Source organism: Stenotrophomonas sp. CCNWLW57 (assembly GCF_037203925.1).
In the GTDB taxonomy this organism is placed as follows: domain Bacteria; phylum Pseudomonadota; class Gammaproteobacteria; order Xanthomonadales; family Xanthomonadaceae; genus Stenotrophomonas; species Stenotrophomonas rhizophila_A.
The window spans coordinates 152,461-167,083 of sequence record NZ_JBBCBJ010000007.1 but is presented as its reverse complement, the minus strand read 5'-3'; the positions used below and the strand labels follow the sequence as shown (position 1 = coordinate 167,083).

Genomic DNA, 14,623 nt, shown 5'->3' with positions numbered 1-14,623 from the left:
GCCATGCCCACCCAGCGGGCGCAGCGCGGGGCGGCGGTGGAAACCGCCGCGCTGGCGCACCTGCGGCGCGCCGGGCTTGTTCCGGTTGCGCGCAACGTCCGCTACAAGGGCGGTGAGTTGGACCTGGTGATGCGCGATGGCGACACCACTGTGTTCGTGGAAGTGCGCTATCGCGCCACCGCCGATTTTGGGGGTGGCGCGGCCTCGGTGGACCTGCGCAAACGCCGCAAACTGGTGTTGGCCGCACAGCTGTTCCTGCAGTCGCATCCCACGCTGGCGCAGGGACCCTGCCGTTTCGACGTGATTGATGCCAGTGGCGACCCACCCCGCCTGGATTGGCTGCGCGACGCCTTCCGGCTGGAAGACTGCGGTTTCGATCGATGACTATGAGGGCCGCCCAACGGGCGGCGCTACCGGATGGCTGCAATGACGACGACCCTGCCTGCTGAATTTTCCGCCACCCTGCAGGCGCTGCTCGGTGAGGATGGCTGGCGCACCGATGCCACCACGCTGGCTGCACATGCACAGGACAACTCCTGGCGGCATGCGCTGCCCAACGGCGTGGCGCTGCCGTGCGACCGCGAGCAGGTGCAGCAGATCGTGCGCGCGTGCCGCGCACACGGGGTGCCGGTGGTGGCCCGCGGCGCCGGTACCGGCACCACCGGTGCGGCGGTACCGGTCAACGGCAGCATCGTACTGTCGTTCGCGCGCATGGGCCGCATCCTCGACATCCAGCCGGGCAACCGCTGCGCGGTGGTGGAACCGGGCGTGCTCAACGGCGACCTGCAGCACGCCCTGGTCGAGCACGGGCTGTTCTGGGCACCGGATCCATCCAGCGCCGATATCTGCAGCATCGGTGGCAACCTGGCCTGCAACGCGGGCGGCCCACGCGCGGTGAAGTACGGTACCAGCCGCGACAACGTGCTTGGGCTCGTTGCGGTCACCGGCGCCGGTGAACTGATCCAGTGCGGCGGCGCCTATACCAAGGACGCCACCGGCTACGACCTGACCCACCTGCTGGTGGGCAGCGAAGGCACCCTGGCGCTGATCGTGGAAGCCACCTTGAAGCTGACCCCGTTGCCGGTGGCCCAGGCCGGGCTGCGGGTGCTGTACCGCGACGCGGACGCGGCGGCGGCGGCGGTGTCGCGGCTGATGGCGCAGCCGGTGGTGCCGACCCGGCTGGAGTTCATGGATGCGCGCAGCCTGGAGCTGCTGCGCCGCAATGGCGCCGAGGTGCCGGAGGCCGGCGCGATGCTGCTGGTCGAAGCCGATGGAGACCACGACACCCTGCCCTACCTGCTGCAGGCCTTGGCCACGGCCGCCGAAGGCGACGGCATGCTGGCGCTGGATGTGGCAATGGAAGGCAGTGCGCGCGAGAAGCTGTGGGCCGCGCGCAAAGCACTGTCACCCGCACTGCGCAGCATCGCGCCGGGCAAGATCAACGAAGACGTGGTGGTGCCGGTGTCGCGCATTCCGGACCTGGTGGCCGGTGTGCAGGGACTGGCGCAGCAGTACACGCTGACCATCGTCACCTTCGGCCATGCCGGCAATGGCAACCTGCACGTGAACATCCTGTACCACCCCGACGACGCGGACGAGAACGCGCGTGCGCAGGCGGCGTTGCCGAAGATCTTCGAACTCACCCTGGCGCTGGGCGGCACGCTGTCGGGCGAGCATGGCATCGGATTGGCCAAACGCGACTTCATGACGCAGGCCTTTACGCCGGCTACGTTGGCGGCGATGCGCGCGATCAAGCACGCACTCGACCCGGACGACATCCTCAATCCGGGCAAGGTGCTGCCGCCGCTGTAATCGACGACGTTTTCGCCACGTCGTCGCAAAGGGCGGAGCGCGTCACGCGCAAAGTGTGATGCTTTGCAATTCCTTGCATGGGCCACGCGCGCATCGCTGCGCATTCTTGTCGCCCCCTGGACATCCGGCCTGCCTGCGCAGCAGCGTGCTGCGCGACCGGCCTGCCTGCATCCCAACGCTGTGCCGATGGTCGGGTGTCCCTCTGCCCTCCGACCAGACCGCCCGACGATGATGCCAAACCGCTCCTCCTCCGCCCGTGTTTCGATGCGCCCGCTCGCGTCCTCCCTGATGCTGGCCCTGCTGATGCTCCCACCGGGCGATGCCAGCGCACGCGAACTCGACGGCGAAGCGCACGAAGTCACGCAGGGCGATCCCCAGGAATGGTGGCTGCTGACCAACGGCGCGGACCTTCTGGTCAATGGAGGCCGCACGTACAGCATCAGCGCACGGGACGGCAGCCTGGTCACGCTCATGAATGCACAGGTCGAGCGCGGCCATTCCAACCCTGAAGCCATCGAACTGCGCGGTGGCTCCGCGCTGCTGTCCAGCTACTCGCGCATCGAGCACGGCGGCATCCGCTCATGGGACAGCTCTTCGGTATACCTCCACTACAGCCGAGTCACCGTTGGCGAGGATGCCCCCGAGTCCGTCCCGACGGTCGGCATCATGATGATCGACAGCACCGCCGACGCCCGGGTGACGCTGGATGCCTCGACCCTCCGCGTGGTGGACAGGCCGGACCACCCGAATTACGCCACGGGCATCGGCATTCGCCACGGCGCGGGCGTGGTGGAACTGCTGAACGGCTCGCACATCGATGCGGGCAACGTCGGGGTGATGCTTCACGACACCCGTGGCGACGGCCGCTTGATCGTCGAGGATTCGACGATCCTTTCCCGCCGCGGTGCGGCGATCGAGGTCCTGGATGCCAATCACACCTATGACGTGCGCATTGCCAACGACGCCCGCCTCACCGGTGGCGACGGTCATCTGCTGCGCGTGCGCAACTCGACCGGCGCCGCAGGTGGCGGCCAACCGCATGTCAACGTGGTGGTCGACAACGCACGCCTGCAGGGTGACATCACCCTCGATGACAGTGCCGCTGGCGGGCGTATCGACCTGCTGCTGGAGAACAACGCGCGCATCGAGGGCCGCCTGTCCAACGTGACCTCGGCGGGAATCGGCAGCGGCAGCAGCTGGCTGCTGACCGGCGACAGCAGCGTCGGCCACCTGCAGCTGGACGTTGCCGGCACGGTTGCGCTGGGCAGTGGCGCCGCATTCAACACGCTGAGCGTGGACAACTTCGTGGGCAACGGCGGCACCCTGGCCTTCAACACCGTGCTCGGGGACGACGCCTCGAGCACGGACCGACTGGTCATCAGCGGCAACGCCAACGGCCAGGCCAACGTGCGCGTGCTCAACGTGGGCGGCGCCGGCGCGAAGACCGACCGTGGCATCGCGCTGATCAGCATCGTCGGCGAATCCAACGCGCAGTTCGACCTGGTCGGGCGTGCCGTCGGCGGCCAGTACGAGTATTTCCTGGTCAAGGGCATCGACGGCAGCTGGTACCTGCGCTCGGAGGGCGGCCCCACGCCGGATCCGTGCGACGTTGATCCCAGCCTGCCGCAGTGCGAGCCGATTGATCCGATTGATCCAGTCGATCCCGTCGATCCGGTGGACCCGGTGGACCCAATTGATCCGGTAGATCCCGTCGATCCAGTGGATCCGGTCGATCCCGATGAGCCTGCGGATCCCGTCGATCCCGGACAGCCGGCTCCCGTGCTTCGCCCCGAAACCGGCGCCTACCTGGCCAACCAGTTCGCGCTCCACCACCTGCTGCGCCACAGTGCGCGCGAGCGTACCGCGCAGCACGCGTCTACCCGTGGGAACGTGCGCGCGTGGGCGACGCTGGATGGAACCCATACCCGCCTGGGCGCGGTCAAGGACCAGCTTGCCCTTGACGTGGACCGCTCGCGCCTGCTGGTCGGCACCGACATCGGCGCGTTCGCTGCCGACCGGGGCCGCGTGGGCGTGATGCTCACCGCCGCGCAGTCGCAGGCGACCTCGCGCTCGTCCCTCACCGGTTACCGCGCACGCGGCAAGGTGGAAGGCGGCGCGGCAGGTGTGTACGGCAGCTGGCGCAATGACGCCGTGTCCGTGGATGCATCGGTGCAGCGCGGAAGGTTCCGCAACCGCGTGGAAGGCGATGGCCTGGAGACCGAGCGCTACGACGCGGACCTGTGGCAGTCGTCGCTGGAAGTCGGCTACCGCCTGGATGTCGGTCGCATCGGCGCCACGGCGCTGAGCCTGCAGCCGGAGCTGCAACTTCTCCATACCGATGCTGCCATGGACGTGCATCGCGAGGGAAACGGCACCACGGTACGCAGCCTGGGCGACCACGGCCTGTCGGGCCGGCTGGGCATGCGCCTGGAAGGCGCGACCGAGCGCAGCAGTGGCACCATGTCCCTGCAGCCGTACGCAACGGCGAACTGGTACCGCGACGGGGCCGGCAACGGCCTCGCCTTCGACGACGAGGCGCTGCGCGCCAGCACCCCGCGCAACCGCTACGCGCTCGGCGCGGGCGCCCGCGTCGGTGTCGGCCGGGGCGTTTCGGCATGGGGTGGGCTGGCGCTGACGCGCGGCGATGGCGGCTACCGCGAAACCGCCGCGCAGCTGGGGCTGTCCTGCGATTGGTGAGCGCTTCGGCCCGGCGCTACAGCTCGGTGAAGTGCTCGTAGCCGCGATGGCCGGTGGTTTCGCCACCGGCATCCACGCCCTGGCCTGCCACGATCGCGCCGATGCGGGTGAGCGGCAGCGCCAGGCGCGCGGCGATGGCCTCGACCGCCCCCTGCTGCGCAGCGGCGGCGGTGAAGCAGAGTTCGTAATCATCGCCGCCACGCAGCGCGGCCTCGCGCGCATGGGTCAGACCCACCCGTGCCCGCGCTGCGTCGGACACCGGCAGGCGCTCGGGGTCCACGCGCGCGCCTACGCCACTGCGTTCGCAGATGTGTCCCAGGTCCGCCAGCAGGCCATCGGAGATATCGACGGCCGCATGCGCCACACCCACCAGCGCGGCGCCGAGGGCCACCCGCGGTGTGGGCCGGGCCAGGCGCTGGCGAAGGTAGTCCACCGGCGCATCTTCGGCCGGCCGACGCACATCGAGGGTACCGCCCTGCCAGGCGCGCAGGGCTACGGCGGCATCGCCGAGCGTGCCGCTGACCCAGACATCGTCGCCCACCTGCGCGCCATCGCGGCGCAGTGCCGCACCCGGCGCCACCTGCCCCATCGCGGTAACCGACAGCGACAACGGGCCGCGCGTGGTGTCGCCACCAACCAGCACGATGTCATGGGCGTCGGCCAGGGCAAAGAAGCCATCAGCGAAGGCATCGATCCAGTCCGGATCGGCGTCCGGCAGCGACAGCGCCAGCACGCACCAGGCCGGGCGTGCGCCCATCGAGGCCAGGTCGGACAGGTTCACCGCCAGGGTCTTCCAGCCGATGTCGTAGGGCGGGGTTTCAGCCGGGAAATGCACGCCGCTGTTGAGGGTATCGGCGGTGACCACCAGCTGCTCGCCGGCACGCGGCTGCAGCAGCGCGGCATCGTCGCCGATGCCGAGCACCACATCGGCACGCGCGCGGGTGCGCGTGCGGATGCGTTCGATCAGGGAGAATTCGGCGAGGGACATGGGCGTTCCCCGACCCGGCTCAGTGCCCGCTTTCGACCTTGCGCCACTCCACCGCAGCGCGATCCAGCACGCCGTTGACGTAGGTGTGGCCGTGTTCGGAACCAAACTTCTTGGTCGATTCGATCGCTTCGTTGATCACCACGCGGTACGGCACGTCCATGCGGTAGCGCAGCTCGAACGCGGCCACGCGCAGCGCGGCACGCTCGATGGCGTCCACTTCCTCGATGCCGCGGTCCACGAACGGATCCAGCGCCTCGTCGAGGTCCTTGCGGTGGTCGAGCACGCCGCTCACCAGCGCCTCGAAGTACGCCAGGTCGGCGATCTCGCGCGCCTGCTCGTGGGCGAACTGGGCGATCAGGGCCTGCGCGTTGCCGCCGGAGATCTGCCAGGCGTAGATCGCCTGCAGGGCACGACGACGCGCGCGCGAGCGCAGCACCGGGTCGATGCCATCGCGGCGGACCGGCTTGCCGGAGGGCTTGCCCGGGTTTGACTTGTTCACGGCAACTGCTCCAGAAGATTGACCATTTCCAACGCCGTCAGTGCGGCTTCCTCACCCTTGTTACCGTGGCTGCCACCGGCGCGGGCCTCGGCATCCTCGGCGCGTTCGACCGCCAGCACGCCATTGAGCACCGGCACGCCGAAATCCAGCTGCACACGCATCAGGCCTTCGGCGCAGCGGTCGGCCACGTGTTCGTAGTGGCGGGTGTCGCCACGGATCACACAGCCCAGGGCGATGATCGCGGCATGTTCGTGCGCCGCCGCCAGGCGCGCGGCCACCAGCGGCAGTTCCCACGCGCCCGGCACCCGGATCACGTCGATGGCCGCTTCCTGGATCCCGTTGCCGGCCAGGCTCTGGCGCGCGCCGGCCACCAGCACGTCGGTGATGCGGGCATTCCAGCGGCTGGCGAGGATGGCGAAACGGGCCTGTTCCGGTGTCCGGAGATCGCCTTCGTAGTGGCTCATGATCGGCGTGGGGTCCATTTAATAGATGAATATTCTAGCGCATGGCCGCGCGTAGCCGGATTGCGGCACGCTGCGGGACGGGTCGGGTGGAAAAGCCCCCTGAGTCAGGGGGCTGCCGCAAAGCGGCGGGGGTCTGGGTGATGGTAAGAGGGGCCCGCGGTTTGCGAAGCAAATCGTGGGGCGTCAGCGCGCATGCGATGACGGGCTCCCCACCGTTTCGATGATCTCCAGGCCGTAGCCGGCCAGGCCGATCTGGCGGCGCGGGGTGCCCAGCACGCGCAGCTGGCCCAGACCCAGGTCGGACAGGATCTGGGCGCCGGCACCGTTGCGGCGCCACTGGCTCACGTCCTTGTCCTTGCCCGGAGTGACCGGCTGCGGCTGCTGGCGCAGGCGGGCCAGCAGGCTGTTGCTGTCACGCGGGGCCGACAGCACCACCATCACGCCGCGTTCGGCGGCCGCGATGGCGCGCAGGGCGTCAGTGGACGCCACGCCGAAATCGTCGCGCCGCCAGTGCAGCAGATCGGCCAAGGGGTTCTCCACCTGCACCCGGACCAGGGTCGGCTGGGTGTCGGGCGTCCCGCGGACCAGGGCGAAATGCAGGTCGTGCGCGATCCGGTCGCGGTAGGTCACCAGCTTGAACGGGCCGAATTCGGTGTCGATCTCACGCTCATCGACCCGTTCGACCGTCTTCTCGGTGGCCAGGCGGTAGGCGATCAGGTCGGCGATGGAGCCGATCTTCAGGCCGTGCTCGCGCGCGAACACCTCCAGCTCCGGGCGGCGCGCCATGCTGCCATCGGGGTTGAGGATCTCCACCAGCACCCCGGCCGGCTCCAGCCCGGCCAGCATGGCCAGGTCCACACCCGCTTCGGTATGGCCGGCACGGGTCAGCACGCCGCCCGGCTGGGCGATCAGCGGGAAGATGTGGCCCGGCTGGTGCAGGTCGGCCGGCTTGGCATCGGGCTTCACCGCCGTGCGGATGGTATGCGCGCGGTCGTAGGCCGAAATGCCCGTGGTGACGCCTTCGGCGGCCTCGATGCTGACCGTGAAGTTGGTCTGGAACTGGGCGGTATTGGCCTGCACCATCGGCGCCAGGCCGAGGTCGGCGGCACGTTCGCGGGTCAACGGCAGGCACACCAGGCCACGGCCGTGGGTGACCATGAAGTTGATGTCCGACGGCTTGACCAGTTCGGCGGCCATGATCAGGTCGCCTTCGTTTTCGCGGTCTTCGTCATCGACGATGACCACCATGCGGCCCAGGCGGATGTCCTCTAGGATCTCGGGGATGGGAGCGAAATTCATGCGCGGGTGTCCTGTACCTGGGGGGCGACCAGCCGTTCGACGTAACGGGCGACCAGGTCGATTTCGAGATTGACCGCACTGCCCACGCCGGTGGCGGCAAAGGCGGTGTTGGCCACGGTATGCGGGATCAGCGCGACCTCGAAGCCGGCGTCATCCACCTCGTTGACGGTCAGGCTGACCCCGTCCACGCAGATGGAGCCCTTCTTGGCGATATAGCGCAGCAGACCGGCCGGCGCCGCGAAGCGCCAGCGCTGGGCGCGCGCGTCCTCATGGATGGACAGCACCTGGCCGAGGCCGTCCACATGGCCGCTGACCAGATGGCCACCGAGGCGGTCGGTCGGACGCATGGCGCGCTCCAGGTTGATCACCCCACCCGGCGCCAGCTGGCCCAGCGTGGTCAGGCCCAGCGTCTCGGTCGAGGCATCGGCCTGGAACGAAGTGGCGTCATGGGCGATGACGGTCAGGCACACGCCGTTGATGGCGATGCTCTCGCCCAGCTGCACGTGCTCGAACGGCAGGTTGCCGACATGGAAGGTGAAGCGGACATCGCCGCCGAGGGGATCGCGTGCGGCCAGATGGCCGACGCCTTCGATGATTCCAGTAAACACTAACGTTCTCCGCGAAAAGTGAGCGAAAAACGCCGCAAGGCAAACAGGCGGGCGCAGGGCCATGCAGGCCCTGTAGCACCGTCTTCTTTCATCCGGACTATACCGTCGGCTCCGGCATCGGACCGGATCTGCTGACCTTCCGGCGGGGCCGGAAGCGCTCGCGGGCTCGTGCTTGCGCACCTACCGCCGGTGGGGAATCGCACCCCGCCCTGAAGACGTTTGTATACCGGCGAACCGGCGCGGCCATTGTAGCAGCGCTGGCTGAGCGCTCGCTTTCTGTAAACAATTTGTTAAGATGCGCCGCGCGGCGATGATCGCCGCCCTGCCGCCCACGACGGGGCTGGCTGAAATGGACCTCACTTTCCAAGGAAACCCGATGCGCAAGATGCTCGTCCTGGCCGCCGCCCTGCTGGCCGCCGCTCCGATGGCCGCCTCTGCTGCCGACGCCATGAGCTACACCTATGTTGAAGGCGGCTGGACCCAGATGCAGGTCAGCACCCCCGGCAGCAACCCCAAGCTGGACGGCGGCTTCATCCGCGGTTCGTTCGCCATTGCCGAGCAGGTGTACGTGTTCGGCGGCTACAGCACTGTTTCCGAGACCTACCACCTGGAAGACAGCATCGGCGAGTACCGCATCAAGAACACCATCGACCAGCCGGAGGCAGGCATCGGCTACCACATGCCGTTCACCGACCGCCTGGACTTCACCGCGGACATCGCGTGGATGCGCATCAACAACGAAGTGAAGTTCGAAGACGGCGAGTTCAGCGAAACCGAGAAGGTGCATACCAATGCCGGCCGTGGTTCGCTGGGCCTGCGTGGCAAGCCCTCGCGCGCGACCGAAGCCTGGCTGAAAGCCGGCTACATCGACGGCAGCGACATGGACGGCGAGTGGATCGGCACCCTGGGCGGCCAGGTCAGCTTCAACCGCAACTGGGGCCTCATCGGCGAAGTCCAGTACTTCGACGACATCACCCAGTACTCGGTCGGCGTGCGCGCCAGCTTCTAAGTTACTGATCGGGCAGCGCTAACCCGCGCCATGATCGACGGGCCCCGCAAGGGGCCCGTTTTTTTTGGCAAGCGGTGGCCACCTATCGCTTTCCGGAACTTGATCGAATACTCGAAAAATACACAGAGTGAGGTGTGAACGGCTGCCCCTTCTGGTGTGATGGTGCAAGGTAAGGTGGCTGGCAACCCTACGCAGATAACGTATACTTATGCACGCCGTGTTCGTGGAGATGCCGGCGTTCTCGCGCCACCGTGCCGCCTACCTCGACAACGATGGGCTCTGCGCGCTTCAGCAGTTCCTGCTGCGGGCGCCCGAGGCTGGCGACGTGATCGTAGGCACTGGCGGTCTCCGCAAGCTGCGCTTTTCCGACGACCGCAGGCAGCGTGGCAAGCGGCGGACTACGGGTGATCTACTTCCACTGGCCGGCGGGTTCGCAGTTCTGGCTGTTCACCCTCTACGGCAAGGGCGTCCAGGACGACCTGGACGCGATGCAGAAAAGACTGTTGAAAAAAATGCTTGAGGCCGAACTTCTGGCGAGGACCACATGATGAAACGCGACGTATTTGCCGAGCTGGTCGAAGGGCTGCACGCGCTGGAGGACGAGCGCGCGGGCAAGACCACGCTGCGCACGCACAAGGTTCGACTGCAGCCGTTGCCCCCGCTCCATGCGGGAGAGCTGGTCGCCATCCGTGAACAGCTGAACATGTCACGGCCGGTGTTTGCCATGTACCTGCGTACCAATGCACGCACGCTGGAGAACTGGGAGCAGGGCCGCGCGCGTCCCAACGCGCAGGCATCGACCCTCATTCGACTGGTGCAACAGTTTCCACAGACCGTTCGCCACCTGGAGGCGCTGCAGCCGGACGTCGCCTCCTGATCTGCCCGCCGCCGTGCGGCGCCACCCGACCAACGGTCGGGTGCTACCGGCCTACCCGAGGCGTAGTGCCACACCCTGCGTGGCAGAAGCCTCACACGCGCAGCAACAACCTTAGATCCGCCCCCACCTGCCGCTGATCGACGACCCGCAGCCGTCGCTGCTGCGCCATGTCGTGAATGCCCAGGCCGCCCAGCAGCGGCCGGCCATGCTCTCCCAGCAGCGTGGGCGCCTGGTACAGCAGCAGCTCATCGACCCAGCCGCCGGCCAGCAGCGCGCCGGACAGCGTGGCCCCGGCTTCGGTATGCACTTCATTGATGCCGCGTTCGGCCAACAGCGCCAATACGGCACCCAGATCCAGTCGCCCGTCCTGGCTGGGCACGCAGGCAAACTCGGCATCGGCCGCATCGGGCGGGCTCACCGACGCATCGTGCAGGTACAGGGTCGGCGCCCCACCCTCGCGCACCCGCGCGCATTCGAGCGACCGAAGGCGCGTATCGAGCACCACCCGCAAAGGCGGCATGACCTCGGTATCGGCCAGCCTCACGGTCAACTGCGGGTCATCGGCCAACACGGTATCGGCCCCGGTCAGGATCGCACCGGCACGTGCGCGCCAGCGCTGCACGTCCGTGCGGGCCGCGTCGCCGGTAATCCACTTGGAGGTGCCATCGGCCATCGCCGTGCGCCCGTCCAGGCTGGCGGCCAGCTTGACCCGCAGCCACGGCCGGCCACGTTCAACGCGCGACAGGAAGCCACGATTCAACTCACGCGCCTGTGCCGCCATCAAACCCTCAGCCACCTCGATGCCCGCCTCGCGCAGCAGCACGAAGCCGCCGCCATCCACCTTGGGGAACGGGTCGCGCATGGCCGCCACCACCCTTGCTACCCCGGCCTCGATCAATGCCAGCGCGCACGGCGGGGTGCGCCCGTGATGGGCGCACGGCTCCAGGGTCACGTAGGCGGTGGCACCGCGCGCCTCTTCGCCGGCCTGGCGCAGCGCGAACACTTCGGCGTGCGGGCCACCGGTGCGCTGGTGCCAGCCCTCGCCGACCACCCGGTCGCCGTGCGCGATGACGCAGCCGACCATCGGGTTGGGCCGGGCGGTGAACCGGCCGCGTTCGGCCAGGCGCAGCGCGCGGGCCATGTGCAGATGATCCAACGTGGAGAACTCGCTCATGGCGGGCATGGTAACGCCAACCCCCGGTAGAGCGGACTGTCAGTCCGCTGCCGCCTACGCGTGGTAGAGCGGACTGTTAGTCCGCTGCTTCGGCAAGAAGCGGACTAACAGTCCGCTCTACCCCTTCTTTTTCTTGGTCAGGGCGATCACATCGCCCAGCAGCTGCAGCTGTTCGGTACTGGACGGCAGCTCGCGTTCGAGCTTCTCGATTTCCTCGCGGAAATCAGCCACGTCCTCGAAGCTTCGGTAAACCGACGCAAACCGCACGTACGCCACATGATCGAGCTTGCGCAGTTCGTTCATCACGAACTCGCCGACCTTGATCGATGGTATCTCGCGCTCGCCGCACATGCGCAGCTGCTGCATCACCGCGCGCACCGCCAGTTCGATCTTGTCTTCGGGCACCGGGCGCTTCTGCAGCGCGCGGTCGAAGCCGACCCGCAGCTTTCGCGCATCGAACTGCTCGCGGCTGCCATCGCTCTTCACGATCGCCGGCAGCTTCAATTCGATGGTTTCCAGGGTGCTGAAGCGCTCGCTGCACGCCTCGCACTCACGCCGACGGCGGATCGTCGCACCGTCTTCGGAGACGCGCGAGTCGATCACCCGGGTATCGGCATGCTGGCAGAACGGACAGTACATGGAACGCCTTGCATCGGAGAAACGTCATGCCGTGGTCACGGCAGCGTCGCAACGGTACCTGAGAAGACCCCAGCGTACAAATCGCGATGTCGATCAGGATTCGCCGGCAGCCGCCGGAACCGCCCGCAACCAGAGCAGATGCGCGCTGCAGACCAGCAGCGGCGGACCCACGATGAGATAGCCCAGCGCCCGCCACGAGCTGCCGGAAAGCGAGTTGTAAGCGACCAGTGCGACCACGCCCAGCGCGGCCACCACGCCCAACCCCAGCCCCACCCACGGCAGCAGCCCGGTGCTGCGCAGGGCGGTTCGCCCCCTGCGCAGGTAGACCACGCTCAGCCAGGCCCAGCCCAGCAGGCCACACACCCCGGCCAAGGCCCATCCCAGCAGGAACAGGCCTTCACGATTGGCCATGTAGCCGTGGCGGTCGAAGAAGACGTACAACGCCAGCCCGGCCACGCCGCCACCGGCGACCAGCGCGGGCAACCCCAGCAGCAGCGCCTGCGCGATGTACAGGCGCCGCTGCAGGGTCTCGCCCATTACCCGTAGACCGGGTACTTGCGGCACTGCGCGCTGACCGCATCGCGCACGCGGGCGATCACCGCTTCATCGGCCGGGGCGTCCAGCACGTCGGCGATCCAGTTGGCCAGTTCGACGCAGTCGGCTTCCTGGTAGCCGCGGGTGGTCACCGCCGGGGTGCCCAGGCGCAGGCCCGAGGTCACGAACGGCGAGCGCGGGTCGTTGGGTACCGAGTTCTTGTTGACCGTGATGTGGGCCTTGCCCAGCGCGGCTTCCGCATCCTTGCCGGAGACGTCCTTGCCGATCATGTCGACCAGCATCAGGTGGTTCTCGGTGCCGCCGGAGACGATCTTGTAGCCGCGCGCGATCAGCGTGGTGGCCATCGCCTGGGCGTTCTTCACCACCTGCTGCTGGTAGGCCTTGAAGCCCGGCTCCAGCGCTTCCTTGAAGGCCACGGCCTTGGCCGCGATGACGTGCATCAGCGGGCCACCCTGGATGCCCGGGAACACGATCGACTGCAGCTTCTTCTCGATCTCTTCGCCGGCGCCCTTGGCGATGATGATGCCGCCACGCGGACCGCGCAGGGTCTTGTGCGTGGTGGAGGTGACCACGTGCGCGTGCGGCAGCGGGCTCGGGTACACGCCGGCGGCGACCAGGCCGGCCACGTGGGCCATATCCACGAACAGGTAGGCACCGACCTTGTCGGCGATGGCGCGGAAGCGCGCCCAGTCCACCACCTGCGAATAGGCCGAGAAGCCGGCCACGACCATCTTCGGCTTGTGCTCCAGGGCCAGGCGCTCGACCTCGTCATAGTCGATCAGGCCCTGCTCGTTCACCCCGTACTGCACGGCGTTGAACAGCTTGCCCGAGGCGTTGACCTTGGCACCGTGGGTCAGGTGGCCACCATGGGCCAGGCTCATGCCCAGGATGGTGTCGCCCGGCTGCAGCAGCGCGAAGTACACCGCCTGGTTGGCCTGCGAGCCGCTGTGCGGCTGCACGTTGGCGTAGTCGGCATCGAACAGCTGCTTGAGGCGGTCGATCGCCAGCTGCTCGGCGATGTCCACGTATTCGCAGCCACCGTAGTAGCGCTTGCCCGGATAGCCCTCGGCGTACTTGTTGGTCAGCTGGCTGCCCTGGGCTTCCATCACCGCCGGGCTGGTGTAGTTCTCGCTGGCGATCAGCTCGACGTGGTCTTCCTGGCGCTGGGTTTCGGCGGCGATGGCCTTGGCCAGTTCGGGATCGTAGGTTTCGATGCGGACGTCACGCGGGAACATCGCTTACTCCAGGCAGAAGGGGGAAACAGCGGGCCCCTGATTGTAAGCGGCCCCGGGGGGCCACGCGAAAAAAAAGCGCGCCCTGGGGCGCGCTTTCGGTTTGGGGCCAGGGCCCCGGGTTACCGGTTGTTGATCACGTAGTCGGCGATGATGCCGGTGGCGATGGCGACCAGCAGCAGGTTGCCACGGTCGTCTCGGATCCAGTGGTGGTCACGCGGCGGGCGGCGCACCGAGTAGCGGCTGTAGTCATTGACCACGTAGACCGGGCCCCGATAGTACTCGTTGTAGCGGTGGCCGCGGGCCCAGCCATAACCCCGGCCCGGGGCCGGCCGGTAGACCACGCGCGGCGGCGGTGCCGGGCGGTAATAGCCCCGGTTGTCGTAGTAGCGGCGATCGTGGTGGGCTTCACGGCGGTCGTCGCGCCAGTCGCGGCGGTCGTCGTGGCGGTCATGGCGACGGTCATGACGATCATCATGGTGGCGGTCGTGGCCACGGCCGCGATGGTCGTCGGCGAAGGCCGGGGCGATGCTGCCCAGCGCGAGCAGCGAGGCCACGGTCCCGACCACAATTCGATTCATGCGCATGTCTGGCCTCGCTTGGTGAGTGATGGCTCCATCATGCTGACGTCGTCTGAACGGTTTCCGGCTGGAAACGGTTTCCAATTCAACCGCTTTGACGACCCATTCAGGCAGCGGCAAGGCCCGCCCCACGGGCCGGCCGGCGGGGGTCATCGCTTCGGGCTATAATTGGCGCCATCCCTTTTCATC

At 67.8% G+C, this 14,623-nt stretch carries 16 protein-coding genes and 1 riboswitch; of the genes, 6 read left to right on the top strand and 10 right to left on the bottom strand.

The annotated features are described in order from the left end of the window. Positions 1–3: 3 nt before the first annotated feature. The 3 genes from V9K91_RS16970 to V9K91_RS16960 all read left to right on the top strand — a co-directional run bounded on the left by V9K91_RS16970 (position 4) and on the right by V9K91_RS16960 (position 4,509). Complete coding sequence (locus tag V9K91_RS16970) at positions 4–384, top strand: YraN family protein (RefSeq protein ID WP_068849211.1); 381 nt, start codon at positions 4–6, stop codon at positions 382–384. A 42-nt stretch (positions 385–426) separates the two neighbouring features. Then, positions 427–1,812 carry an FAD-linked oxidase C-terminal domain-containing protein gene (locus V9K91_RS16965; RefSeq protein WP_095364492.1) on the top strand — a complete coding sequence of 462 codons (1,386 nt, stop codon included), beginning with the start codon at positions 427–429 and terminating at the stop codon, positions 1,810–1,812. 264 nt (positions 1,813–2,076) lie between these two features. After that, positions 2,077–4,509 (top strand): autotransporter outer membrane beta-barrel domain-containing protein, encoded by a 2,433-nt coding sequence (locus V9K91_RS16960; RefSeq protein WP_336443565.1) that lies wholly within the window; start codon positions 2,077–2,079, stop codon positions 4,507–4,509. Positions 4,510–4,525: 16 nt separating this feature from the next. On the opposite strand, the gene thiL is transcribed toward V9K91_RS16960, so the two are convergent. From thiL to V9K91_RS16935, 5 genes are all read right to left on the bottom strand, one after another. Beyond that, positions 4,526–5,497: a thiamine-phosphate kinase gene (gene thiL, locus V9K91_RS16955; protein ID WP_095364491.1), complete on the bottom strand. Its 972-nt coding sequence runs from the start codon at positions 5,495–5,497 to the stop codon at positions 4,526–4,528. Positions 5,498–5,516: 19 nt separating this feature from the next. Then, positions 5,517–5,996, bottom strand: a complete 480-nt coding sequence (gene nusB, locus V9K91_RS16950; RefSeq protein ID WP_068849204.1) for a transcription antitermination factor NusB — start codon at positions 5,994–5,996, stop codon at positions 5,517–5,519. Continuing rightward, entirely contained in the window at positions 5,993–6,460 is a 468-nt protein-coding gene (ribH, locus tag V9K91_RS16945; protein ID WP_068854542.1) for a 6,7-dimethyl-8-ribityllumazine synthase, read from the bottom strand. The genes nusB and ribH overlap by 4 nt, the downstream gene beginning before the upstream one ends. Before the next feature lie 183 nt (positions 6,461–6,643). Beyond that, a complete protein-coding gene (ribB, locus tag V9K91_RS16940; RefSeq protein WP_068849203.1) occupies positions 6,644–7,759 on the bottom strand; it encodes a 3,4-dihydroxy-2-butanone-4-phosphate synthase in 1,116 nt (371 codons plus the stop codon). After that, positions 7,756–8,367, bottom strand: a complete 612-nt coding sequence (locus V9K91_RS16935; protein WP_336443564.1) for a riboflavin synthase — start codon at positions 8,365–8,367, stop codon at positions 7,756–7,758. The genes ribB and V9K91_RS16935 overlap by 4 nt, the downstream gene beginning before the upstream one ends. Before the next feature lie 76 nt (positions 8,368–8,443). After that, positions 8,444–8,588: riboswitch (FMN riboswitch) on the bottom strand. Between the two features lie 155 nt (positions 8,589–8,743). On the opposite strand from V9K91_RS16935, the gene V9K91_RS16930 reads away from it, so the two are divergent. The 3 genes from V9K91_RS16930 (at position 8,744) to V9K91_RS16920 (ending at position 10,253) form a co-directional block, all read left to right on the top strand. Further along, entirely contained in the window at positions 8,744–9,376 is a 633-nt protein-coding gene (locus V9K91_RS16930; RefSeq protein WP_336443563.1) for an outer membrane beta-barrel protein, read from the top strand. Between the two features lie 404 nt (positions 9,377–9,780). After that, positions 9,781–9,924 carry a hypothetical protein gene (locus tag V9K91_RS16925; protein WP_336443562.1) on the top strand — a complete coding sequence of 48 codons (144 nt, stop codon included), beginning with the start codon at positions 9,781–9,783 and terminating at the stop codon, positions 9,922–9,924. Then, positions 9,924–10,253 (top strand): transcriptional regulator, encoded by a 330-nt coding sequence (locus V9K91_RS16920; RefSeq protein ID WP_093536208.1) that lies wholly within the window; start codon positions 9,924–9,926, stop codon positions 10,251–10,253. Before V9K91_RS16925 ends, V9K91_RS16920 begins: the two co-directional genes overlap by 1 nt. A 91-nt stretch (positions 10,254–10,344) precedes the next feature. On the opposite strand, the gene ribD is transcribed toward V9K91_RS16920, so the two are convergent. From ribD to V9K91_RS16895, 5 genes are all read right to left on the bottom strand, one after another. Next, positions 10,345–11,427 (bottom strand): bifunctional diaminohydroxyphosphoribosylaminopyrimidine deaminase/5-amino-6-(5-phosphoribosylamino)uracil reductase RibD, encoded by a 1,083-nt coding sequence (ribD, locus tag V9K91_RS16915; RefSeq protein WP_336443561.1) that lies wholly within the window; start codon positions 11,425–11,427, stop codon positions 10,345–10,347. 117 nt (positions 11,428–11,544) lie between these two features. Beyond that, on the bottom strand, positions 11,545–12,066 hold the full coding sequence (gene nrdR / locus V9K91_RS16910; RefSeq protein WP_068849191.1) for a transcriptional regulator NrdR: 522 nt from the start codon (positions 12,064–12,066) through the stop codon (positions 11,545–11,547). A 93-nt stretch (positions 12,067–12,159) separates the two neighbouring features. Beyond that, positions 12,160–12,603: a hypothetical protein gene (locus tag V9K91_RS16905; protein WP_210132022.1), complete on the bottom strand. Its 444-nt coding sequence runs from the start codon at positions 12,601–12,603 to the stop codon at positions 12,160–12,162. Continuing rightward, positions 12,603–13,856 carry a serine hydroxymethyltransferase gene (gene glyA / locus V9K91_RS16900; protein ID WP_093536117.1) on the bottom strand — a complete coding sequence of 418 codons (1,254 nt, stop codon included), beginning with the start codon at positions 13,854–13,856 and terminating at the stop codon, positions 12,603–12,605. Before glyA ends, V9K91_RS16905 begins: the two co-directional genes overlap by 1 nt. Before the next feature lie 119 nt (positions 13,857–13,975). Further along, positions 13,976–14,440, bottom strand: coding sequence for an RcnB family protein (locus V9K91_RS16895; protein ID WP_068849185.1), 465 nt, complete (start codon positions 14,438–14,440; stop codon positions 13,976–13,978). Positions 14,441–14,623: the final 183 nt, after the last annotated feature.